The sequence below is a fragment of the Methylobrevis albus genome (assembly GCF_015904235.1).
Lineage (GTDB): Bacteria > Pseudomonadota > Alphaproteobacteria > Rhizobiales > Pleomorphomonadaceae > Methylobrevis_A > Methylobrevis_A albus.
This window is the reverse complement of record NZ_JADZLT010000040.1, coordinates 280,057-301,420: the sequence shown is the minus strand read 5'-3', so window position 1 is coordinate 301,420 and position 21,364 is coordinate 280,057. Positions and strand designations below refer to the sequence as shown.

Annotated in this window: 22 protein-coding genes; 16 read left to right on the top strand and 6 right to left on the bottom strand. The window is 68.8% G+C overall.

What is annotated here, in order from left to right; all coding sequences use genetic code 11:
- Nucleotides 1-4: 4 nt before the first annotated feature.
- From flgG to flgH, 3 genes are read left to right on the top strand one after another with little or no spacing between them, the layout of a single operon-like run.
- Complete coding sequence (flgG, locus tag I5731_RS03445) at nucleotides 5-790, top strand: flagellar basal-body rod protein FlgG (RefSeq protein ID WP_197310153.1); 786 nt, start codon at nucleotides 5-7, stop codon at nucleotides 788-790.
- Nucleotides 791-801: 11 nt separating this feature from the next.
- Nucleotides 802-1,803: a flagellar basal body P-ring formation chaperone FlgA gene (gene flgA, locus I5731_RS03440; protein WP_197309962.1), complete on the top strand. Its 1,002-nt coding sequence runs from the start codon at nucleotides 802-804 to the stop codon at nucleotides 1,801-1,803.
- Nucleotides 1,800-2,549 carry a flagellar basal body L-ring protein FlgH gene (flgH, locus tag I5731_RS03435; protein ID WP_197309961.1) on the top strand — a complete coding sequence of 250 codons (750 nt, stop codon included), beginning with the start codon at nucleotides 1,800-1,802 and terminating at the stop codon, nucleotides 2,547-2,549. The genes flgA and flgH overlap by 4 nt, the downstream gene beginning before the upstream one ends.
- A gap of 290 nt (nucleotides 2,550-2,839) precedes the next feature.
- On the opposite strand, the gene dksA is transcribed toward flgH, so the two are convergent.
- Both dksA and I5731_RS03425 read right to left on the bottom strand, forming a co-directional pair.
- Nucleotides 2,840-3,256, bottom strand: coding sequence for an RNA polymerase-binding protein DksA (gene dksA, locus I5731_RS03430; RefSeq protein ID WP_235981497.1), 417 nt, complete (start codon nucleotides 3,254-3,256; stop codon nucleotides 2,840-2,842).
- 208 nt (nucleotides 3,257-3,464) lie between these two features.
- Entirely contained in the window at nucleotides 3,465-3,893 is a 429-nt protein-coding gene (locus tag I5731_RS03425) for a flagellar assembly protein FliX (protein WP_197309960.1), read from the bottom strand.
- A gap of 294 nt (nucleotides 3,894-4,187) precedes the next feature.
- Here I5731_RS03425 and I5731_RS03420 point away from each other — a divergent pair, with 294 nt between their 5' ends.
- The 9 genes from I5731_RS03420 to flaF all read left to right on the top strand — a co-directional run bounded on the left by I5731_RS03420 (nucleotide 4,188) and on the right by flaF (nucleotide 12,277).
- Entirely contained in the window at nucleotides 4,188-5,309 is a 1,122-nt protein-coding gene (locus I5731_RS03420) for a flagellar basal body P-ring protein FlgI (RefSeq protein ID WP_197309959.1), read from the top strand.
- On the top strand, nucleotides 5,309-5,626 hold the full coding sequence (locus I5731_RS03415) for a rod-binding protein (protein ID WP_197309958.1): 318 nt from the start codon (nucleotides 5,309-5,311) through the stop codon (nucleotides 5,624-5,626). Before I5731_RS03420 ends, I5731_RS03415 begins: the two co-directional genes overlap by 1 nt.
- Nucleotides 5,623-6,096 carry a hypothetical protein gene (locus tag I5731_RS03410; protein WP_197309957.1) on the top strand — a complete coding sequence of 158 codons (474 nt, stop codon included), beginning with the start codon at nucleotides 5,623-5,625 and terminating at the stop codon, nucleotides 6,094-6,096. Before I5731_RS03415 ends, I5731_RS03410 begins: the two co-directional genes overlap by 4 nt.
- A gap of 329 nt (nucleotides 6,097-6,425) precedes the next feature.
- A complete protein-coding gene (locus I5731_RS03405; RefSeq protein ID WP_197309956.1) occupies nucleotides 6,426-6,887 on the top strand; it encodes a hypothetical protein in 462 nt (153 codons plus the stop codon).
- Nucleotides 6,888-7,209: 322 nt separating this feature from the next.
- Complete coding sequence (locus I5731_RS03400; RefSeq protein ID WP_197309955.1) at nucleotides 7,210-8,328, top strand: flagellin N-terminal helical domain-containing protein; 1,119 nt, start codon at nucleotides 7,210-7,212, stop codon at nucleotides 8,326-8,328.
- A gap of 290 nt (nucleotides 8,329-8,618) precedes the next feature.
- Nucleotides 8,619-10,076 (top strand): flagellin N-terminal helical domain-containing protein, encoded by a 1,458-nt coding sequence (locus I5731_RS03395; RefSeq protein ID WP_197309954.1) that lies wholly within the window; start codon nucleotides 8,619-8,621, stop codon nucleotides 10,074-10,076.
- Between the two features lie 210 nt (nucleotides 10,077-10,286).
- Nucleotides 10,287-11,432, top strand: a complete 1,146-nt coding sequence (locus I5731_RS03390; protein ID WP_197309953.1) for a flagellin N-terminal helical domain-containing protein — start codon at nucleotides 10,287-10,289, stop codon at nucleotides 11,430-11,432.
- A 70-nt stretch (nucleotides 11,433-11,502) separates the two neighbouring features.
- Nucleotides 11,503-11,931: a flagellar biosynthesis repressor FlbT gene (flbT, locus tag I5731_RS03385; protein ID WP_197309952.1), complete on the top strand. Its 429-nt coding sequence runs from the start codon at nucleotides 11,503-11,505 to the stop codon at nucleotides 11,929-11,931.
- Nucleotides 11,879-12,277 (top strand): flagellar biosynthesis regulator FlaF, encoded by a 399-nt coding sequence (flaF, locus tag I5731_RS03380; protein ID WP_197309951.1) that lies wholly within the window; start codon nucleotides 11,879-11,881, stop codon nucleotides 12,275-12,277. Before flbT ends, flaF begins: the two co-directional genes overlap by 53 nt.
- A gap of 251 nt (nucleotides 12,278-12,528) precedes the next feature.
- On the opposite strand, the gene I5731_RS03375 is transcribed toward flaF, so the two are convergent.
- From I5731_RS03375 to I5731_RS03360, 4 genes are all read right to left on the bottom strand, one after another.
- Complete coding sequence (locus I5731_RS03375) at nucleotides 12,529-14,409, bottom strand: hypothetical protein (protein WP_197309950.1); 1,881 nt, start codon at nucleotides 14,407-14,409, stop codon at nucleotides 12,529-12,531.
- A 66-nt stretch (nucleotides 14,410-14,475) separates the two neighbouring features.
- Nucleotides 14,476-14,979 carry a glycine zipper domain-containing protein gene (locus I5731_RS03370; protein WP_235981496.1) on the bottom strand — a complete coding sequence of 168 codons (504 nt, stop codon included), beginning with the start codon at nucleotides 14,977-14,979 and terminating at the stop codon, nucleotides 14,476-14,478.
- Between the two features lie 111 nt (nucleotides 14,980-15,090).
- Complete coding sequence (locus I5731_RS03365) at nucleotides 15,091-16,125, bottom strand: S1 family peptidase (protein ID WP_197309949.1); 1,035 nt, start codon at nucleotides 16,123-16,125, stop codon at nucleotides 15,091-15,093.
- Between the two features lie 188 nt (nucleotides 16,126-16,313).
- Complete coding sequence (locus I5731_RS03360) at nucleotides 16,314-17,417, bottom strand: hypothetical protein (RefSeq protein WP_197309948.1); 1,104 nt, start codon at nucleotides 17,415-17,417, stop codon at nucleotides 16,314-16,316.
- Nucleotides 17,418-17,708: 291 nt separating this feature from the next.
- Between I5731_RS03360 and I5731_RS03355 the strand changes: the two genes are divergently transcribed.
- From I5731_RS03355 to I5731_RS03340, 4 genes are all read left to right on the top strand, one after another.
- The gene (locus I5731_RS03355; protein ID WP_197309947.1) at nucleotides 17,709-18,314 is read left to right on the top strand and encodes an OmpA family protein; all 606 of its coding nucleotides are present in this window, start codon (nucleotides 17,709-17,711) and stop codon (nucleotides 18,312-18,314) included.
- A 61-nt stretch (nucleotides 18,315-18,375) separates the two neighbouring features.
- Nucleotides 18,376-19,308, top strand: a complete 933-nt coding sequence (locus I5731_RS03350; RefSeq protein WP_197309946.1) for a hypothetical protein — start codon at nucleotides 18,376-18,378, stop codon at nucleotides 19,306-19,308.
- A gap of 62 nt (nucleotides 19,309-19,370) precedes the next feature.
- Nucleotides 19,371-20,813, top strand: coding sequence for a hypothetical protein (locus tag I5731_RS03345; RefSeq protein WP_197309945.1), 1,443 nt, complete (start codon nucleotides 19,371-19,373; stop codon nucleotides 20,811-20,813).
- Nucleotides 20,794-21,348, top strand: coding sequence for a hypothetical protein (locus tag I5731_RS03340; RefSeq protein WP_197309944.1), 555 nt, complete (start codon nucleotides 20,794-20,796; stop codon nucleotides 21,346-21,348). The genes I5731_RS03345 and I5731_RS03340 overlap by 20 nt, the downstream gene beginning before the upstream one ends.
- Nucleotides 21,349-21,364: the final 16 nt, after the last annotated feature.

Below are 21,364 nucleotides of genomic sequence, written 5' to 3'. Positions count from 1 at the left end.
CATGATGAAGGCCCTCAACATCGCCGCCACCGGCATGATGGCTCAGGAGACGAATGTCTCGGTCATCTCCAACAACATCGCCAACATGCGCACGACCGGCTTCAAGCGCCAGCGTGCCGACTTTCAGGATCTCTTCTACCAGAACCTGCGCCGCCAGGGCTCGCAGACCTCCGACGCGGGCACCGTGGTGCCGGCCGGCGTGCAGGTCGGCTCCGGCGTCCGCGTCGTCGCCACGCCGCGCATCATGAGCCAGGGCGACATCGAGCGGACGGACAAGGAGTATGACGTCGCCGTGCGCGGCGAGGGCTACTTCTCGATCCAGATGCCCGACGGCCGCACCGCCTATACCCGCGACGGCGGCTTCGAACTCGACGCCACCGGCACCCTCGTCACCGAGGACGGCTACACCGTCGCCCCCGGCATCGTGGTGCCGGTGAATGCCCGCGACATCACCATCAGCCAGATCGGCGTGGTGCAGGCGACCGTCGGCAACGACACGACGCCGACGGTGCTCGGCCAGATCCAGCTGTCCCGCTTCGTCAACAAGGCCGGCCTCGAGGCGATCGGCGACAACCTGTTCCTCGAGACCGCCGCCAGCGGCCCGGCCCAGACCGCCAACCCCGGCGACGAGAGCTACGGCACGCTGCTGCAGAACCATCTCGAAATGGCCAACGTGGTGCCGGTGTCGGAACTCTCCGCGCTGATCGCCGCCCAGCGCGCCTACGAAATGAACTCCCGCATCATCCGCGCCGCCGACGAGATGCTGTCGGCGACGGCCCAGCTGAGCTGAGGGAGGCCATCATGACCCTCGCGACCTTCCTGAAGCAGGTGATGGCGGGCGCGGCGATCGCCGCCGCCCTCGTCGCCTTCATCGCCAGCCAGCCCGCCCATGCCGCGGCCCGGCTGAAGACCTCCGTCGTCGTCGATGCCGCCGTCGTCACGCTCGGCGACCTGTTCGACGCCGCCGGCCCGCTCGCCGCAACGCCCGTGTTCCGGGCGCCGGACCCCGGCGTCGAGGGCCGCCTCGCCGCCGCCGACGCCATCGCCGCCGCCACCGCCGCCGGCCTGCCGCTGGCGCCGGACGCCACCGCCGCCGGCGAGATCGCCGTCGTCCGCCGCGGCATCCTCGTCGGCGGCGACGACTTCGGCGACCTCGTCCGCGACGCCGTCGCCGACCGCGGCGCTCTCGATGCCGCCGCCATCGACGTCACCTTCGACGCCGAACCGGCCTCGCTGGTCACCGCCGCGAGCACCCCGCTCACCCTCGTCTCGCTCGGTCACCAGACCGGCAGCGGCCGCTTCACCGCCCGCTTCAGCCTCGACCGCGGCACCGGGCCCGAGATCGTCGAACTCGCCGGCCAGGCCGTCGAGACGATCGAGGTCGTGGTGCTGACCCGCAGCATCGAGCGCGGCGACGTCGTCGGCGCGAACGACATCGCGCTCGTCCGCCAGGACCGCCGCCGCGTCGCCCGCTCGGCCGGCGGGGAACCCGACCGCTTCGTCGGCCTCGCCGCCCGCCGGCCGCAGCGCGTCGGCGCCGCGCTGGCGCTGGCGGACTTCGAGGCACCGCGCCTCGTCGGCCGCAACGAACTCGTCACCGTCGTCTATCGGCGGCCGGGCATGGCGCTCACCGCCCGCGGCCGCGTGCTCGACAACGGCGCCGCCGGCGACACCGTCCGCGTCCTCAACGAACAGTCGAAGCGCATCGTGCAGGCGACCGTGGTCGGCCGCGGCGAAGTCGAAGTGCTCGCCGCTCCGCTCACCACGGCCCGGCTCGAAACCCGTGAAGGAGCGATCCGATGACCCCGCGCCCCCTCGGCCGGCTGGCGGCCCTCCTCGTGCCCGCGCTGCTCCTCGGCGCCTGCGGCTCCACCGTCGACCGGCTGAAGGCCGTCGGCGAGACGCCGAAGCTGTCGGCGATCCAGGATCCCACCACCAGCCCCGGCTACCGGCCGGTGCAGATGCCGATGCCGCAGATCGAGCCGGTGCAGTACAGCCCGAACTCGCTCTGGCAGTCCGGTTCGCGCAGCTTCTTCAAGGACCAGCGCGCCCGCAACATCGGCGACATCCTGACCGTCAAGGTGCGCATCACCGACAACGCCAAGATCGCCAACTCGACCCAGCGCAGCCGGACCGGCAGCGACACGATGGGCATCGAGGGCGCCATCGGCAACGCGATCGCCAACGCGCTGCCGGGCGGCACCGAACTCGACGCCATCGCCTCCAACAGCAGCGCCTCGTCGTCGACCGGCGCCGGCTCGATCAACCGCTCGGAAGCCGTCACCACCAACGTCGCCGCCGTGGTCACCCAGCTGCTGCCGAACGGCAATCTGGTGATCGAGGGCCGCCAGGAGGTGCGCGTCAACTTCGAGGTGCGCGAGCTCGTGGTGGCCGGCGTCGTGCGCCCCGAGGACATCGCCGCCGACAACACCATCGACAGCGCCAAGATCGCCGAGGCGCGCGTCGCCTACGGCGGCCGCGGCCAGATCACCGAGGTGCAGCAGCCGCGCTACGGCCAGCAGGTGATGGACATCATCCTCCCCTTCTGACGCCTCCCGACCTTCGTCCGGCCGCCCTCACCGCGGCCGGACACCACCTCCCGGACCCCGCCCGCCGCTCCCCATCGGCAGCAGGTCCCGGCCCGCCGGCGGCGCTCCCCTCGCCGTCCGGCCCCAGCACGGGCACGGCGCGTCCCCTCCCCCATCGGACGCTCCGTGCCCGTCGCCTCGTTGACCGCCCGCTCGAACCGGATGGAGAAGCGCCCGCCCCAAACGAAAAACGGCACCCCGAAGGGTGCCGTGGAGAGAGAGACGCCGGTGGTTGTCGGTCGCTCGCGGTCCTAGTCGTCGCGGTAGACGCGCTCGCGGCGCTCGTGCCGCTCCTGCGCCTCGATCGACAGCGTGGCGATCGGCCGGGCGTCGAGACGCTTCAGCGAGATCGGTTCGCCGGTTTCCTCGCAGTAGCCGTAGGTGCCGTCGTCGATCCGCTTCATGGCCGAATCGATCTTCGAGATCAGCTTTCGCTGGCGATCCCGCGCCCTGAGTTCGATCGCGCGGTCGGTCTCGGACGAGGCACGGTCGGCGATGTCGGGCAGATTGATATTGTCGTCCTGGAGATGCTGCAGCGTCTCCTTGCTCTCCCGGAGGATGTCGTCCTTCCAGTCCAGCAGCTTGCGGCGGAAATATTCCCGCTGCCGTTCGTTCATGAACGGCTCGTCGTCAGAGGGTCGATAGTCCTCGGCTAGCTCGATCAACATCCGGCCATCTCTCCTTGGCTCCGGTGCCGGCGGGAATATAGCGATCCCCTCCCGGCATCACAACGCCCTATCAACCCGCGTGCCAACTGCCGGTGGCGCCAATGCCACGCCTCTGAGGCGAAGCAGAAAACACACCTTGTTCAAGACTTTATGACAGGCCGCACGTTTGGCCTCGCCGTCGGCCGCGCCGGTTTCGGCCGCTCCGCGCTCAATCGACGAACTTGCCGTGCTTGGCGAGTTCGACCATCGCGCGCAATTCGATGTCGGCCATCAGGCCCGCCAGCACCGGGTCGTCGAGCTCCTCGGACCGGCCCTCGCGCACCAGAGTGGCCAGCCGCTCGAGCGCTTCGCCGCCGACCGGGCCGCCGAGCAGGCCGAGCTTCATCTCGTCGAGCACGTTGAGCACGTCGTGGCCGCGGCGCACCGTCTTCTGCCGGTTCGGCTTCTCGGCGGGCAGCGCCTGCAGCGCGAGCAGGGCGTCGAGACCGGCGAGCGAGGCGGTGCCGGCGGCCGCCGTCGTCGCCGCGGCGCCGCCCGTCGCGGCGGCCATGGGCGAGAACACCGCGCCACCCTCCGCGCGGCGAACCGCGCCGGCGACAGGGCTGAGAGACGGCCGATTGAGCCCCGTGATGCGCATCGAAACCGCGGTTCCCCTCAAGCTGGATCGCGAGTTGCGGACCCCCGTCGCCGCCCCGTCCGGGCCGGCGCGGCACCGCCGCATCGCACCCAAGCATGTGGTCCGAAATGGTTAATGCGTTGTTAACGATAGGGCAGTTTCTGCCGGGCGGTGGACGGCCTTGCCCGGTCGGAACCGGTCTCGCTGGTGAGCCGGGCCGGCGCCGCGCGCGCATTTCATTGATCCATAAGGACTTTCCATTGGCCGCCGCCTTGGCCCGGCGCTTGCGTCTCTGAAGGCCGGGAGATACCGCCAATGCTGAAACGCCATTTCGTCCGCCTCGCCGCCGCAGCGCTCGCGCTCGTGGTCGGCTTCGCCGCTCTGCCGGCCGCGGCTTCGTCGCGGATCAAGGACATCGTCGATATCGAGGGCGTGCGCGAGAACCAGCTGATCGGCTACGGCCTCGTCGTCGGCCTCCAGGGCACGGGCGACAGCCTCAACAACACGCCGTTCACCCGCCAGAGCCTGCAGGCGATGCTGGAGCGGCTCGGCGTCAACGTGCGCGATTCGACCATGCGCACCGCCAACATCGCCGCGGTGATGGTGACGGCCCACCTGCCGCCGTTCGGCACCCAGGGCGCGCGCATCGACGTCTCGGTGAGCGCGCTCGGCGATTCGAAGAGCCTGCAGGGCGGCACGCTGCTGGTGACGCCGCTGCTCGGCGCCGACGGCGAGGTCTACGCCATCGCGCAGGGGCCGCTGGCGATCGGCGGCTTCTCGGCCGAGGGCGACGGCGCCAGCGTGACGCGCGGCGTGCCGACCTCCGGCCGCATCGCCAGCGGCGCCGTGATCGAGCGCGAGATCCCCTTCAAGCTCGCCAGCATGAGCACGGTGCGCCTCTCGCTGCGCAACCCGGACTTCACCACGGCGCGCCGCATCGCCATGGCCGTCAACGAACTGCTCGGCCAGCCGGTCGCCGAACCGACCGACCCCTCGACCGTGCGCCTCACCCTGCCGCCGAAGTTCAACGGCAACATCGTCGACCTGCTCACCGACATCGAGCAGCTGATCGTCGAGCCCGACCTGCCGGCCAAGGTGGTGATCGACGAATCGACCGGCATCATCGTCATCGGCCAGGAGGTGCGGGTCTCCACCGTCGCCGTGGCGCAGGGCAACCTCACCGTGCTCGTCACCGAGGACCCGCAGGTGTCGCAGCCCGAACCGTTCAGCGACGGCCAGACCGTGGTCACCCCGCGCACCCAGGTCGACGTCCAGGACGGCGTCGAGCAGAAGCTCGCGGTGGTGAAGGCCGGCGTGACGCTGCGCGAGCTGGTCGACGGCCTCAACGCGCTCGGCCTCGGGCCGCGCGACCTGATCTCCATCCTGCAGGCGATCAAGGCCGCCGGCGCGCTGCAGGCCGAAATCGAGGTGATGTGATGGACGTCGCCGCCATGCTGGCCGTACAGGCGCCCGCCGCCACCCGCGCCCCCGCGGCGGCGCCCGCCGACGCCCGGCGCGCCCGCGCCGAGGCGATGGCCTCGGACTTCGAATCCGTCTTCCTCGCCAATTACCTGAAATCGATGTTCGAGGGCGTCGGCGAGAACGAGATCACCGGCGGCGGAACCGGCACCGAAAGCTGGAAGGAGCTCCTCGTCGACGAATACGCCAACAGCTTCGCCGCCCGCGGCGGCATCGGCCTCGCCGAACCGATCGCCCGCCAGCTGCTCCAGATCCAGGAAGCCAACCCGCAATGACCGACCCGACCCCCGCCGACCTGCCCGTCACCAGCCAGGTGGCCGCACGCGCCCTGATCGACCAGCTCGACGCGTCGATCGTCGCCCTGTCCACCGTCATCGACGAGGAAACCGACCTCGTGCGCGCCGGGCGGCTCAAGGCGGCGGCGGCGATGGCGGCGCGCAAGCAGGAGTGCAGCGACGTCTATGTGGCGCTGATGCTGCGCGCCCAGCGCGAGGTCGCCGCCCTCGGCCGCCTCGCCCCGGTCGAGACGCAGCGCATCCGCAAGCGCCATCACCTGCTGCAGGCCGACCTGCAGATCAACCTCGCCGTCCTCGCCACCGCCCACCAGGTCGCCGAGGACCTGATGCGCGCCGTCGCCCGCGAAGTCGAGGGTCAGCGCACGCCGCAGACCTATGGCCGCCCGGCCACAGCCGCCGCCCGCGCCTATGGCGGCGCCCGCGGCATCGCGCTCGACCGCAGCCTCTGATCCGCCGCTTCCGGTCGCGGCCGGGCCAGAAAGCACTATCGGATTGAATTCGCGAGGCTTTTCGCCCGGAGGGCTGCATTCTTTCAGCCCCGGCCAGTCCCGGGGCGGGGCCGCCGCCCCATGCTTAACCATGACGGGGCCCGCCGCCCGCGCCCGCGCCGCGCGTTTCAAGGCACGCGCCGCTGCCGACCAAGCAGCCTCTCAACACAACAAAGATAACGACCGTTAAAACTTTAAGTATTCGCCAAACTTCTTCTTCAGTCGCGCCATGCGATCGTCAGCGTAGGGAAGCTTCGCTTTCCTGAACCGCTGAAAAGAGGATGCGCGAAATGGATTTCGGCCTCGTCAGACCGGTGATTGCCGGCGTGACCGCGCCGACGCCGCGGCCGCCCGAAACCGGTCGAACCGAATCTCCGACGGAACTCGCCGGTCCTGCGGTCGTCACGGATGTGAACGCGAGCGATCGAGCCGTCACCGACTACCGCAACCGCCTCAACGGCACCGACCCGGCCGCGTTCGCCGCCGAGCGTCAGGTTTCGTTCCAGGCTTCGGAAGCGGACGAGAAGCCGCCCGAGACGGCGGGCGACCCGTCACGGCGCGAGCGCGTCGAAGACCGCACCGAGCGTGACGAGCGCACCGAAGACCTGGTCTTCAAGCGCGTCGACGTCGAGACCGGCGACGTGATCAAGCAGGTGCCCGAGGAAGTGCTGATCAAGATCCGCGCCACCATGCGCGCCTTTGGCGAGGTCGCCGCCCCGGGCCGCAGCCCCGTCTACGACCTCACCGCCTGACGCACCCGCGGTCGGCCGATCCTTGCCGACCGCCGCCGGCCAGCGGCGTCCCCTGCCCCGCCCGCGCGGGCCTTCATCTCTTCCCGACCATTCTGACGAACCGTGCCTCGCATTCTGCAAGGCGCGGTCTTTGCGCGCGCGGCAGTTTCTTCCTGCAATTCAAATTGCGACAAAGTATAAAATAGACCATACGTTAGGGTTAACTACACTTAACCATAGTTGTTATTCTTCGATTATCTTTTGCCAGCCAACTTAAGCCCACCTGACAGAAGTACAGGTAGCGCAGAAAGCGCTCTAAGACAGACCAGAAGGGCAATATATTATGGCTGGTATCACTCTTACTTCGGCCGTCCGCAACAACCTCAACACGCTGCAGACGACTGCAGACATGATGTCGAAGGTTCAGGACAAGCTGGCGACCGGCAAGAAGGTCAACTCCGCGCTCGACAATCCGAACTCCTTCTTCACCGCGAAGGGCCTCGAGAACCGCGCCGGCGACCTCACCAACCTGCTCGACGACATGGGCCAGGCCGTGCAGACGCTGAAGGCCGCCGACAAGGGCATCCAGGCCGTCAGCAAGCTCGTCGACGCCGCCAAGGCGAAGGCGAACCAGGCGCTGACGACCGCCGACGCCAACGAGCGCGACCAGTACGCCTCGGAATACAACGAGCTGATGACCCAGATCGACGACCTCGTCGGCGACTCGGGCTACAAGGGCAAGAACCTGATCGGTGGCGCCAGCTCGGCGAACGACCTCAAGGTGTCGTTCAACGAAGACGGCTCGTCGAAGCTCGACATCTCGTCGGTCGACCTGACCTCGTCCGGCCTCGGCCTCTCCGCCGTCGCCGGCGGCGCGGGCACCGGCACGATCGACCTCGCCGGCACCGCCGACGAAACCGACACGCTGGCGACCTTCGGCTTCGATGCCGGTTCGACCGTCACCATCCGCAACGGCTCGGGCGGCGTGGTCGCCGAACTCGACGCCGATACGGCGACCGTCGAGGACCTGACCGACGCCCTCAATGAAATCAGCGGCGTCAAGGCGAAGTTCAACGCCACCGACGACTCGATCGAGATCGAATCCTCCGTCAACCTGACGGTCGAATCCTCGGGCGAGAACGCTGACACCGCGGTCGTGGGCTCCAGCGGCTTCAACTCTGATGCGGCCATCAACGCCGTCATCGACGACCTGAAGTCCGCGCAGGACACCCTGCGTTCGCAGGCCTCCACCTTCGGTACCAACCTGTCGATCGTGGAAACCCGCCAGGACTTCACCAAGGCGATGGTCAACACCCTGACCGAAGGCGCCGGCAAGCTGACGCTCGCCGACACCAACGAGGAAGGCGCGAACCTGCTGGCGCTCCAGACCCAGCAGTCCCTCGCCACCACCTCGCTGTCGCTGGCCGCGCAGGCCTCGCAGAACGTGCTCCGCCTGTTCTGAACCCGTCGCGCCGGCCCCCGCCGGCGACGTCGAGGATCAGGACGAGGTGCGACGAACGAAGACGCAGAATGAACGGCGGGCACCCCCGGGTGCCCGCCGTTTTTCTTTGCGCGCCACCCTGCCCTCAGCGCCCCGGCGAGGGGCGCCACCATCAATCTGACGGAGATTTTTCGCAGACTGCGACGCATTAATCATCGTTTAAGGTTAATCCGGGATGGTGGTTCTCAACCCGCTCAGAACGAGCGGGCCGCTCAGGAAGAGCGGTCAGTAACCCAGGATAGGGGCACTACATGTCGGATATCACGCTCTCCTCTGGCGTGCGTCAGAACCTGCTGACGCTTCAGTCGACCGCGGACATGATGTCGCGGACCCAGAACCGGCTTTCGACCGGCAACAAGGTCAACTCGGCGCTCGACAATCCGAACTCCTTCTTCACGGCGACCGGCCTCAACGCCCGCGGCAGCGATCTGACGAACCTGCTCGACGACATGGGCCAGGCGATCCAGACGATCAAGGCGGCCGACGAAGGCATCACCGCGATCACCAAGCTGGTCGAATCCGCCAAGGCGAAAGCCAATCAGGCGCTGCAGACCCAGAGCCAGTTCGAGCGCAAGGCCCTCGCCACGCAGTACAACGAGCTGCTCGGCCAGATCCAGGACCTCGCCCAGGACGCCTCCTACAAGGGCAAGAACCTGCTCGCCGGCGACGGCAACGACCTGACCGTGCTCTTCAACGAAGACAGCACCTCGAAGCTCAAGATCGGCGCCGTCGACTTCACCGACTCGACGCTGGCGGCCGGCCTCAACCTCAGCCCGCTCGAGGAAGGCGCCGCAGCCGGCACCTCGTTCGGCCTCGCCGGCGGCACGGCCACGGTCACGCTGACCGGCCTGCAGTCGACCTCGCTGCTCACCGGGGCGGCTGCCTATGCGGTCGGCGACGTGATCACCGTCGACGACGGCACCAGCACCGACACGCTGACGATCGCCGCCGACACGACGGTGCAGGACTACGTCAATTTCCTGAAAGACCAGCCCGGCATCGACGCCTCGTTCAACAACGACACCGGCGCGCTGACGATCCGCTCGAACTACGACGTCGACGTCGACAAGGACACCACCGGCGGCGGCACCGCGGTTGCGACTGCGGTTACGGCGGCAGCGCTGACGGCGACCTCGACCCTCGTCTCCTCGGCGGGCTTCAAGGCCGGCGACGTGATCTCGATCAAGGACGGCAACGGCTACGAAGCCCGCAAGCTCGCGATCGACGAGAACACCACGGTCCAGAATTTCGTCGACCTGATCAACAGCACCAAGGGCCTCACCGCGCAGTTCGCCGGCGGCACCATGATCGTCGAGGGTGACGTCGACTTCACGATCAGCACCAACAACGCCGACTTCAACCGCACCGAAGTCGCCGACACCAGCGGCACCGTCGCGATCGACGCCGACGACTCCGGCTTTGCCACCGACGACGCGATCAACAATACGGTGAGCGCGATCAACGCCGCGCTGTCGACCCTGCGCGAGCAGGCCTCGACCTTCGGTTCGAATCTCTCGACCGTCGAGATCCGCCAGGACTTCACCAAGAAGCTGATCAACACGCTGACCGAGGGCGCGAGCAAGCTCACCCTCGCCGACACCAACGAGGAAGGCGCCAACCTCCTCGCCCTGCAGACGCGCCAGCAGCTCTCCACCACCTCGCTGTCCTTCGCCTCGCAGGCCGACCAGGCCGTCCTCCGACTCTTCTGATCGAATCCCGCTTTCGCCGCGGCGGCCCGGGCAACCGGCCCGCCGCGGCGAAAGCGTTGCAGCAAAACCCGAAAAGCTGGGGAAAACACGCCGAACGCCACCAAATCGAGTGATTGCCGACTCATGACGAACAGGGTTAACTGATCGTTAACTCCTTCACTGTGATGGTCTCATTAGTGAAGGATTAACCACGTCTGTGTCGGTGGAAATATGAGCAAGATCGTACTTTCGAACGCCTCGCGGGACAGCCTGACGGCGCTGAAGAACACGGCGCAGCTCATGGCAACGACCCAGGGCCGCCTGTCGACGGGCAAGAAGGTCAACAGCGCTCTCGACAATCCGAACTCCTTCTTCACCGCGCAGGGCCTCAACAACCGCGCGAGTGACCTCAACAACCTGCTCGACGATCTCGGCCAGGGCATCCAGACCCTGAAGGCCGCCGATCAGGCGATCACGTCGATCGGCAAGCTCGTCGATGCCGCCAAGGCGAAAGCCAATCAGGCGTTGCAGACGACCAGCCATTTCGACCGCAGCAAGTACATCACCGAGTACAACAACCTCGTCGAGCAGATCGAAGGCCTCGCCAAGGACGCCAGCTACAAGGGCAAGAACCTGCTCGCCGGCGGCGACAACAGCCTGACGCTGTACTTCAACGAGGACAATTCGAACCGGCTGACGATCGAGAACGTCGATTATACCGACGCCTCGGGCGTACTCGGGCTGACGAAGCTGACCGAAGCCACGATCGGCACGCGCAACATCACGCTGAACAACGGCGCGGTGATGACCGGTTCCAGCCTGATCGCCAGCGACACCAACGACTTCGACGTCGGCAACGTCATCACCGTGACCAACGCCAACGGCGCCCTCGGCGAGATCGAGATCACCGCCGAGATGACGGTCAGCGACTTCGTCACCGAGTACAACCGCACCTTCGACAATTCCCGCGCCTCGTTCCTCGGCGGCGTGCTGAAGATCGAATCGGCCGAGGCGATCACCATCACCGGCGGCACCGTCGGCGGCTCGCTCGACAATGATCCGGTTGCCGGCGTGGCGAGTTCCTGGGCAACCGAGGGCCAGATCAACGAGACGCTGACCAGGATCAAGGCTGCGACCGACACGATCCGCCTGCAGGCATCGACGTTCGGCACCAACATGACGATGCTGCAGAACCGCGAATCCTTCATCATCGGCTTTTCGGATACGCTGAACACCGGCGCCGACCGCCTCGTCGTCGCCGACATGAACGAGGAAGGCGCCAACATGCTGGCGCTGCAGACGCGCCAGCAGCTTTCGACGACCGCGCTGTCGCTCGCGACGCAGGCGGAACAGGGCGTCCTGAGGTTGTTCGGTTGACGAGGACGTCGGCGCGGAACTTGCTTGACTCGGGCACGAAGACGAGGCCGCAGAAGCGGGGAAACTTTCGATGGCGCTGAAGGTCGAGTTGAAGCCGGGCGAGCGGATCATCATCGGTGAGTCGCTCATCACGAACGACAGTCAGCGAACCCGCCTCTACATCGAGGGCGACGCCCCGATCCTGCGCGAAAAAGACATCCTGACACCGGCACTGGCCGACACACCGGCCAAACGGATCTACCTCGCCGTACAGATCATGTATCTGGCGAAGGATGTTCGCGAGTTTCAGTCAAACTACTTCCAACTCGTCACCGATATACTCGAGGCGGCGCCCAGTACCCTGCCGTATGTGACCCAAATAAGTAACCATATATTAAACAATGCCCTCTACAAAGCTCTTAAAGAGGCTAGGTCCCTTATCGACTACGAAAAGAAGCTGATCGGCCATGTACTCTCAGGTAGCGAAAGCGTATCAGCGGACCGGTCAGGCGACCGCTAATCCCCGCGAACTCGAGTCCTCGCTCCTCATCCGGGCCGCCGCCAGGCTTCAAGCGATCCGCGACAACTGGGACGAAACCCCCGATCGCCAGCGCGATGTCGACCTCGACGACGCCCTCACCTACAACCGCAAGCTCTGGACGATCCTCGTGACGTCGGCGACCCAGGAGGACAACCCCCTGCCGGTGCCGATCAAGCAGAACATCGCCAATCTCGGCCTGTTCATCTTCAGTCACACCAACCGGGTGCTCGCCAACCCGGCGCCCGAGAAGCTCGGCTCGCTGATCAACATCAACCGCCAGATCGCCGCCGGCCTGCGCGGCGGGCAGCAGTCCGACAGCGCCTGAGCGTCATCTGCGACGCGCGTGGGACGATGCGATTTCGTGCAGGATGACCACCCGATCGCTGTTGTAGCCCCCGGTCGGCTTTTCCTGCCGATGGGCCGGATGCCCGGCGACCCCTCCATCCCAACGACCCGTTCTGGAGCGAGTACCGTCCCGGTGTCGCACGCGCCGCCGCCCCGCGTGCCCCGATGGCGCATGTCCCGCCACCCCCGCACCGGGCCCAGCGAAGCCGCCGCCCGGGAACGCCGGGAGGATCAACGCCGGATCAGCGCCTGCCGCAGTTCCTGTCGACCGCAATTGGTCAGCATCTCGTTGATCGCCGCCTGATAGCCGGCGAGGGAATAGCGCACTTCGGCCGGCTGTCCATCGGCGGTGAACCCGGCGATCCGCAGCGATTGACCGAGCGTCAGCGCCTCGAGCGCATCGTGCTGCATCAACCCGTTGGACTGGCGCGCCTGCAGCAACGTGTCGAACTCAGAGAGCGGCAGCTGCCAGCCGCCGCCTGCCGTTGCGGTGACATAGCCGACGACGTCCCCATCTGGATGGTAGAAGCGGGCGAGATCGAAGTACTGGGTGAGTTCCAGCTCGGTTCCCGGTGCGGGATCGGCCTCGACCGAAAACCAGATCGATGGTCGGACCGGGCGCCAGCCAGCCGGCGACCACCCGGTCGAAACGGTGGTCGCAAAGCACCCGCGCCGTCCGTCGCCCTCGTTGACGCCGGACTGCCAATCCTGAAAGGAGCGTGTAACCCGCGTTCCCGCTCCGAGCACCGGCTGGAAGGCATCATCGGCCACGCGTGACGTCATCAGGTAGCCGACGTTGGCCCCGGCGCGGTTCTCGGCCTTCACACGGAAGATACCCGGCCCATCGAGACGCCAGCGTCGCAGCAGCGGCGATTGCGTCGGCATGTTGGGCTCGATGGGCACGCCATCCAGACCGAACAACGCGATCGTCGGCGGTTCGCCGTCGCCATCCGGCCGCAGGCCGATCTCGACAACGCCCGACCGATCGAGTTGGAAGCCATATTCATGCGCTTCCCGAGCCGCCGAAAAGCGCGCCTCCAACGTGCGTCGATCCTCGCCCATCGACAGAACGCGGGCGCCGAGCGACCGGGTCGCGCCGGCGTAGCTCAGCGGCGCGAGCTCCTCCATCTTCATTGGCGGCAGCGCCTCGGTCGAGACCAGTCCTTCAGCCACCGCATCTCTTCGGCGCGGCGGATCGACTTTGACATAGACGTGGTAGGTATTCTGCCGCCGCTCCACAACCACGTCCGACGGCCAGGGCTCCGCCCCCTCGGCCGTCGCGCCCTCGTCACGACGGCGAACCTTGATGATCGGCTTGTCCTCTCCCGACAGAGGAGAGGCCCGGTCAACCTCCGCCTGGATCGCAATCTGCGCCTCGCGCACGAATGAGTCGGTCCAACTCACCGGCGCCGTTCCCTCGCCGGCGACCTCCGCCGAAAGATAGACGAAGATGATTTCCCGTCGCTGCACGACTTGGAGGATGCGCGCCGCCAGCCGGCCAAAGATGGCGTCGAAGGGTTCCACCGGCCGGCCTGTGACCTCGGGCGGCAGTAAGTAGATTGCGGACTGCGCCGCGCAGCCCCCGAAACCGCGTGCGCTGACCGACATCAGCCACTGGCCCTGAGGTGTCCCGGTCACATCGGCGCTCGTATAGAGGTACCTGTCCCGGTAGCGGTCGACGACGGGATGGGGATCGAACGATTCGCCATTGACGCGATCGCGGAGGATGACCTTTTCATCGTCTGGCGGATCGAACCGGCGTCCGCTGGGATCGTTGACGAACTTCGCATCGAAGGCGGCATTGAGCTTGGTCACCAGCAGATTGCGCAGCGCATCGGAGGTATTCTCGTTGCTGCGCGGAACGCCGCCGTTGTCGACGTCGAGCTGGGTTACGCCAGGCCCGAAGCACTTCGAATTCGCGCGCACCTTTCGCCAGAGATCGTCGACGATCGTCGACTGCACGGCGAACTCATAGGTCTCTGGGTTCGGAGACGGTGAGGTCACAACCGCCGCCGCGCCTGGGTCCTCGTCCTGCGCGGCGGAAACGCCGGGCAGGATTGCCGTGCCCAACACAGCGAGCACTGCGAGTGCCAGGGACGCGGTCCGGTTCACCCTCACCTCCTGATGCTAAGATTGGCGGACCACCCGGGGCGGCAACCCGCCCCGGATCCGGCGACATCACGCGTCTTCTTCGAGACCCCAACTCGGCTTGCCCGCGAGGCGAACCTGGCAGCGGGTGTCCGAACCCGTGCCGGCGGCGCTGCCGTCGACCTGCTTGGCGTATTCGATCTCGCGGCAGGTGAGTTGCGAGTCCGACGGCTTCTTGTAGGTCTTCTTGACCTTGGCGGTGTAGCGGACGCGCTGGCCCTTCGAGTTCTTGAAGGTACCGGTCGAGCCGCCGCGGCCCGAGCGGGCCACCTGGTAGACGATCCTCTTCTGCTGCTCGCGCTCGATCGCATCGCCGATGATCGCGCCCGCGACCGCGCCGAACAGGCCGCCGATCAGGCAGCCCTGGCCCGAATTGTCGGCGACGGCGGCACCGACGGCGCAGCCGCCGAGGCCGCCGATCATCGCCCCGGTCGTCGCGCCCTGGCCGGTCGTCTGGCAGCCGGCCAGCACGAGGCTCGTCCCGAGCACGGCCATCATCGGCCAGCGGCCGAACACCTTCACTCCACCAGTCATCCGCTTAACCCCCCATTGCGGCGTCCCCGCCCATGGGATCGCCGTGCAAAACATTCGCTCCGCCGGTTCGGGCGGAGATAACCTCGATCCGCAGCCCGGCCCGGCCGCCGCCTACTCGGCGCAGGGCCCGGCCACCGCGAAAGCCTGTTGCCGCGAGCGCAGGAAGCGGCGCATCTCGTCGACCGACTGCGCAAAGCCGAAGCCGCCATGCACCGCGACGTTGCCCACCGAGTTGCCGCTCTTGTCGACGAGCGGTTTGCCGCCGACGTTGAGCGCCGCCCGATCGAGGCTGATCTGCGTGTTGACGCCGATGACCTGGCCGCAGCCATTCAGCAGCGGCCCGCCGCTGTTGCCCCGGTGCATCATCGCCGAGTGCGTGATCATTTCGACGCCGCTGTCGTTGTCCATGACGTTCTGGACGGTACCGATCGAGATCACCACGGACGGCGCGGCGCTGAGATCACCCTGCAGCAACTCCAGCCGCCCCTGGTCGCGCTCCGTCACCACCCCGGGATAACCGACCGCAAAAACCTCGGTCAGGCTGTCGACCGGCGTGCCGAGCGCCAGCGTGGCGAGCCCGACCGGGCGAGACGTGCGCAGCAGGGCGAAGTCGGCGCGGCCGTTCTCGTGCACGAAGGTGTCGGAGACGACCTCCGCCACGACCGGCCCCGCGCCCGCGACCGACAGGATGAGCTTCTCGGCCCCCGCGACGACGTGGCTGTTGGTCATCACGGTCTGGGGATCAATGAAGAAGCCGCTTCCCGTACTCGCGATCACCAGACCGCCACCCTTCTTCACCGTGCGCAGGTTCAGCACCAGCACGGTCGCGTTCCGGGCGAGGTCGCGCAGGGCCGCCTTGCCGAGGGGCGCCGCGGCGGCTGTATCGGGACCGGCCGGCGCCGGCACGACGGCCGCCGGCGGCACCACCGCCACCGGCATCGGTGCCGCCGGCACCACGACCGGGGCCACCGCCAGCGGAGCAGCCGGCGCTACCGGCGCGGGGGCTGCTGCCAGCGGGTCGGCGGCGAGACCGTCCTGCGCCCGCTGCACCGGCGCCTTGAGCAGGTCGTTGAGATTTTCGGCCCGCGAGGGCGCGCCGAGGGCGATCAGGGCCGCCAGCATCAGGGCGATCGACACGGGACGCATGCTGTTCCCCCCAAGGAACGACGCGAATAAGAGCAGAACGCATTGATCCGGCACTGAAAACACTTCGGTCGACGACCGGCCGGCGGCGAGGGCAATATTCCCCGTTGCAGGGATGAAACAATGCATGCCTGCGGCGAGTCAAGCGAGGCGGCGGAGCGGGCCGTCCGGCACCACCCCGCCGCCGATCCTCAGAAGGCCTGCACGTCCGCCGGGCACGGAACGATCGGCCCGCCCGGATAGAAATCGTCGATGATCACCGCCGGGCGCGGGCAGGTCTGTGCCGGCAGCGCGGCGGCGACGGTGGTCAGCGCGGCCGCGGGACGGGGCGCCGCAGCCGGCTTCGGCGTCACGATCGGCGGGCGGCTCGCAGCCGCGGCGGTCCTGGCGGCCGGGCGGGCGTCGGCGACCTGCTGCGCCGGGCGCGTCGCCGGGGCGGCGAGGATGACGCGGGGGGCGCCGGCCACCCGCACCGCCGGCACCGGCACATGGAGCACCTCCGCGATCCGCGCCGCCGGAGCAGCGGCGACAGCCACCGCCGGGCGCGGCATCGGCAGCGGCGGGAGCACGGCGGCGACCGCCGGTTCGGCCGCGCTCACGGGCTCCGGCCCGGCGGCGTGCACCGGCCCGGCGGCAGCCGGCACCGGCGCTTCCGCCAGGACCTGAACGTCGGCCACGGGACGCGGCGCGGGGACCGCGACCGGTGCCGCTTCGCTCGCCGCGACCAGCACCGGCTCTGCGGCCGGCAGCTCGATTTCCGCGACCACCGGCCCGACGAAGGCGGAATCCAGCGCCACGGCGCGGGCGTTGCGGTCGGCATCTTCGCCGGGCCTCGCATCCACCACCACCGGCGCGACGAGCACACCCCCCGCCTGCCGTGCCGCCGGATCCTCGGCGAGCGCCGCGACGACGAAGCGGTGCGCGCGGAGCTGCGACCATTCCGCCAGCAGCCGCACCCGGATCGCCTGGGCCCTGGCATAGGCGAGGTCACGGGCCGCGACGTCGCCGCGCGGATAGGTGACGGCGACGATCATCTGCTCCTTGCGGGCGAGCAGCGCGGTGATGGCGGGAAACTGACGGCGCAGATCGCTGGCCGCACGGCCGGAAACGTCGGTCGCCCCGTTCGGGAACGCCATGTCGAAGCGATGGATCGCGGCCCCGTCGACATGGGCGGTCATCGTCCGCGTCGAGAACGCGAGCGACACCGGCGCCGTGCGGTCGGTGGCGGCAGCGGCGGCGGCGGCGAGGCCGACCAGTACCGCGGCAGTGGCGATGGCCTTGGTCAGGAAGCGCATTTTGGTGGTCCCTTCGTGCTCGGGGCCGGAACCCGTCCGGCGTCGAAGGTGGAAGGGACGAGGAGGACCGTATTTCGTCACCGCGGCCGGCCCGCCCGGCGCGGTTCCGGTGATTTTCCGGGCGGCGCTGCGGGCTTTACAGGGCACGGCAAACCTTCCTATCAATCTGGTTGCAGACCCTGAATTTCACACCGCGTATTTTTTAGAACTTCTCCCGTGTCCCGGCCGCAAAAGCGGGACGCCCGCGTCCATGACAGGCTTGTCTATCCTCGAACACCGGGGGCGTGCCGCATGACACCGTCGATTGCCCGACTGAAACAGGTCCTTCTCGTCGCCCTCGCCGTGGGCGTCGCCGCACCGCCCGCCGCCCTCGCCGGCGGCACCGATACCGGCGCCACCGCGATCATCCGGCGCCTCGCGCCGATCACCCCGCCGAGCGTCGATGGCGGCGGCACCGACCTCGAGGCGACCAGCATCGCCCGCCGCCCGGCCCGCGTCGCCGCGACCTCGCTGGCGAACCGGCCGCAGACCGTGCTGGTCGACCACAGCCGCAGCCTCGACTTCGATATCTTCTTCGCCTTCGACAGCGCCGAGCTCGATGCGACGGCCCGCGCCGCGCTCACCGATCTCGGCCGGGCGCTCGCCGGCCGCGAACTCGGCCCCTACGCCTTCCTCGTCGCCGGCCACACCGACGCCAAGGGCAGCGCCGGCTACAATCTGAAGCTCTCCGCGGCCCGCGCCGCGGCCGTCGCCCAGTACCTGACGGACGCGTTCCCGATCGAGCCGGAGCGTCTCTACACCGTCGGCTTCGGCGCCAGCCAGCCGCGGGTACCCGCGGCGCCGCTGGACGGCCGCAACCGCCGCGTCGAGGTCATCCTCGTCGCCGGCACCGAGTGACCGGCGCCCCGCGCCGGACCGATTTCAACGACGCTCAGTCGACAGCCTTTGGGGGGCAACCATGAAATTCTTCGCCAGGACCTGCGCCGCGCTGCTGATCGCAATCGGCCTTGTCGCGCCCGCCGCGGCCCAGTCCGATCTCGGTCGCCGCAACGTCACCGTGATGGTGTTCTCGGACGATGCCGACGTCGACACGATCCCGCGCGACAACCGCATCTTCAACCGGGTGATCACCCAGCTGCAGGAAACGATGAATCTCCGCGGCTTCCAGGTCTTCGACGAGACCTCGACGACGATGGGCTTCACCGACGTGAACCGCACCCGCCGCACCGATGCGGAGTTCCTCGAGATCAGCCGCTCGGTGACGCCGCGGATCAACGTCGCGGTGATCTTCCAGATCTATGCCTCCGTCGTGCGCTCGGAGCACGCCAACATCTTGCGCCCCAAGGTGCGCATCGCCGGCCGGATGCTCAACGTGCACAGCGGCCAGTTCATCGGCGCCTTCGAGGTGGCCGAGTTCCCGCTGCAGCCGCTGCCGCGCTCCTGCACCGACAGCGAGTGCCTGCTGGAGACGATCGGCGCCGAGGCGCGCATGATCGCCAACGCGCTCGGCGAAACCCTAGCCGACAAGCTCGAGGGCTTCGTCGTCGCCGACGAAGCGGCCGGCGCCGAGGGAACCGCCGTCGCCGCGACGGCCGCCGCCGCTCCCGCGCCCGACTGCGCCGGCATGCCCGACACCTTCGTGCTGCGCTTCCGCGAGTTCGACGACGACCAGATCAATCAGTTCGAACCGATCATGTCGAAGTTCGGCTGCTACACCGGCCACGCCACCCTGCGCAGCATGCGCGGTCTGGTCGAATACACCTACAATACCTCGTCCGGTGACGGCCGCATGTCACGCAACCTGCGGCTCCTGCTCGACTATCTCGGCACCAAGGGCACCGTCGCCCAGACCGGCAACGTCTTCGACGTGACCCAGATCCGCACCCGCTGAGCGACCGCCCGGCCGGCGCCGCCGCCCCGGCGCCGGCCGGGCGTCTTCGAACGGAGGATACGATGGACGAGATCGCCGTCATCGACGAGACCGCCCGCAACGACATCAGCGACGTCGCCCTGTTGCGCGGCCTCGGCGCCGTCCGGATCCGCCGCCTTGCTGCCGCCGTCACCGGCACCGGCACCGGCCGCCACGATCGCCCGGCGCTGTTGTCCGCCAACGCCCTCATCCTCGCCGCCGCGGCGATCGACGCCGACCCGGCCTTTGCCCGCACCTCTCTGGCCGAGCTCTGCTTCGACGCCGGCCGGATCCTGGCGCTGCTCGCCGCGCTGGAGCGCTGCGGTGCCGCCCGGCCGGCGACGGCGCGGCCAGTTGCGGATACCGGCGACCTGCCACCGGCGGGAGCGCTCGTCTACGCCCTCCCCGGCCAGCCCTTCGCGCTCTCGCGCAGCCAGATCGTCGACGCCCTCGCCTTTGTCCACTTCCTGCTCGTCGCCGACGCCGCCGCGCAGATCGGCGAGGTGACCGCGGTGCTCGACGCGGTCGATCCCGCTGACGGCGACAGCGCCGGCCGCACCACCCGGGCGCTGGCGCGTATCGCCTACGACTACCGCAAACGGCATTTTCCCCAGCACGACCTCCTGCGCCGCCACGGCCGGCTGCTGGATGCCTTGGGAGGGACGGGCCGCAAGGATGATCCGAACACCAGGTCCGCCCGCTTCTCTGACGCCGAGATCCTCGCCGCCTGGACCGCCGAGATCGCCGCCGGCGAGCGCTCGCTGTTCGAGACCGTGGTGCGAACCTGCGTCGCGCTGGAGCGGGCGCTGCAGTCGCCGCGGATGGCCGATGGCGACAGGGCCGAGAAGGCCTACAGCGATTTTGCCGATCCGACGTCCCTCGATCGCCCGCATCAGCTCTGGGACGACTACACCGACGACGACGACGCGCCGACGCCGCAGGACTGGCTGCGCGCGGTCCCCGAGCATCCCAACGTGCTGACCGGGCCCGAGCGTGACCGCCTCGCGACGCTGTTCGGCCTCGACCCCGTCCACCGCGACCGGCGGCTGACCGCCCTGCGCGCGCTCGCCTTCGGCGCCGAGCAGAAGCGCCTCGCCGGACGGCACGGCCGGCTCGGCGCCCTCGCGCCGGACGAGATCGGCGGCGACGACTACGCCGCCGTGCTGCGCCAGCTCGACGAGGACGTCCGCCACCTCGGCAACGTCGCCGTCTCGATCGTCGAGGCCGGCGACGGCCCGCACCGGGACGGCCTGCCGCGCGCCCAGCGCATCCGCCGCCGCGGCTTCGACCTGCCGCCGGAGGCGTTCGCCGCGGCGCTGCGGCCGGCGATGACGGCGATCGCCGGGCTGCTCTCCGAGACGCGGGAATTCGCCCGCGCCGCCGCCCGCCACGCCGCCGCCTATCCCGCCGACCGTCCCGTCTTCACCGCCGCCTTCCAGTCCCTCTATGCCAGGCCGGAGTCCCAGAATGATCGCGAATCCGTCTGACGGCGGGCCGGCTCCTGCCGCCGACGTCGAAAGCCAGCTCCTCGCCGAGGCCGTCATCGACAGCCTTGCCCGGAACCCCGCGCCGAACCCGCCGCCCCTCGACCACGCCGCGCTCTGGCGCCATGCCCGCCGCCGGGCCGGCGATGTCGTAGACCTCTCCACCGCCCGGCGCCTGCGCGAGGATCCCGTCGCCCGCAACGTGCTCGGCCGGATGATCGCCGCCCGGGCGATGGCCTGCTCGCCGATGGCCTACGCCGCCGCCGACGCCACCGCCGCGACCCGGATGATCGGCGTCTACGCAGTCGAACTGCTGCCGGCCGGCGATGACGGCATCGCGGCGCTGGTGATCGAGGTGCCCGCCGGCGCGCCGGCACCCGCGGCGCTGCGCGCCGAGTGGCTGGGGGCCTCGGTGGTGCTCGACCTGCCGCCGCCGCAGGAGGGGCTGATCGAGCTCTTCTTCGCGCCGGCAGCGCCCGGCAGCGCCGAGGCGGTCGCCGTCCTCGGCGAGCCCACCGCGCTGATCGCCCTCGAGTGACGCCCTGGCCGGGGCA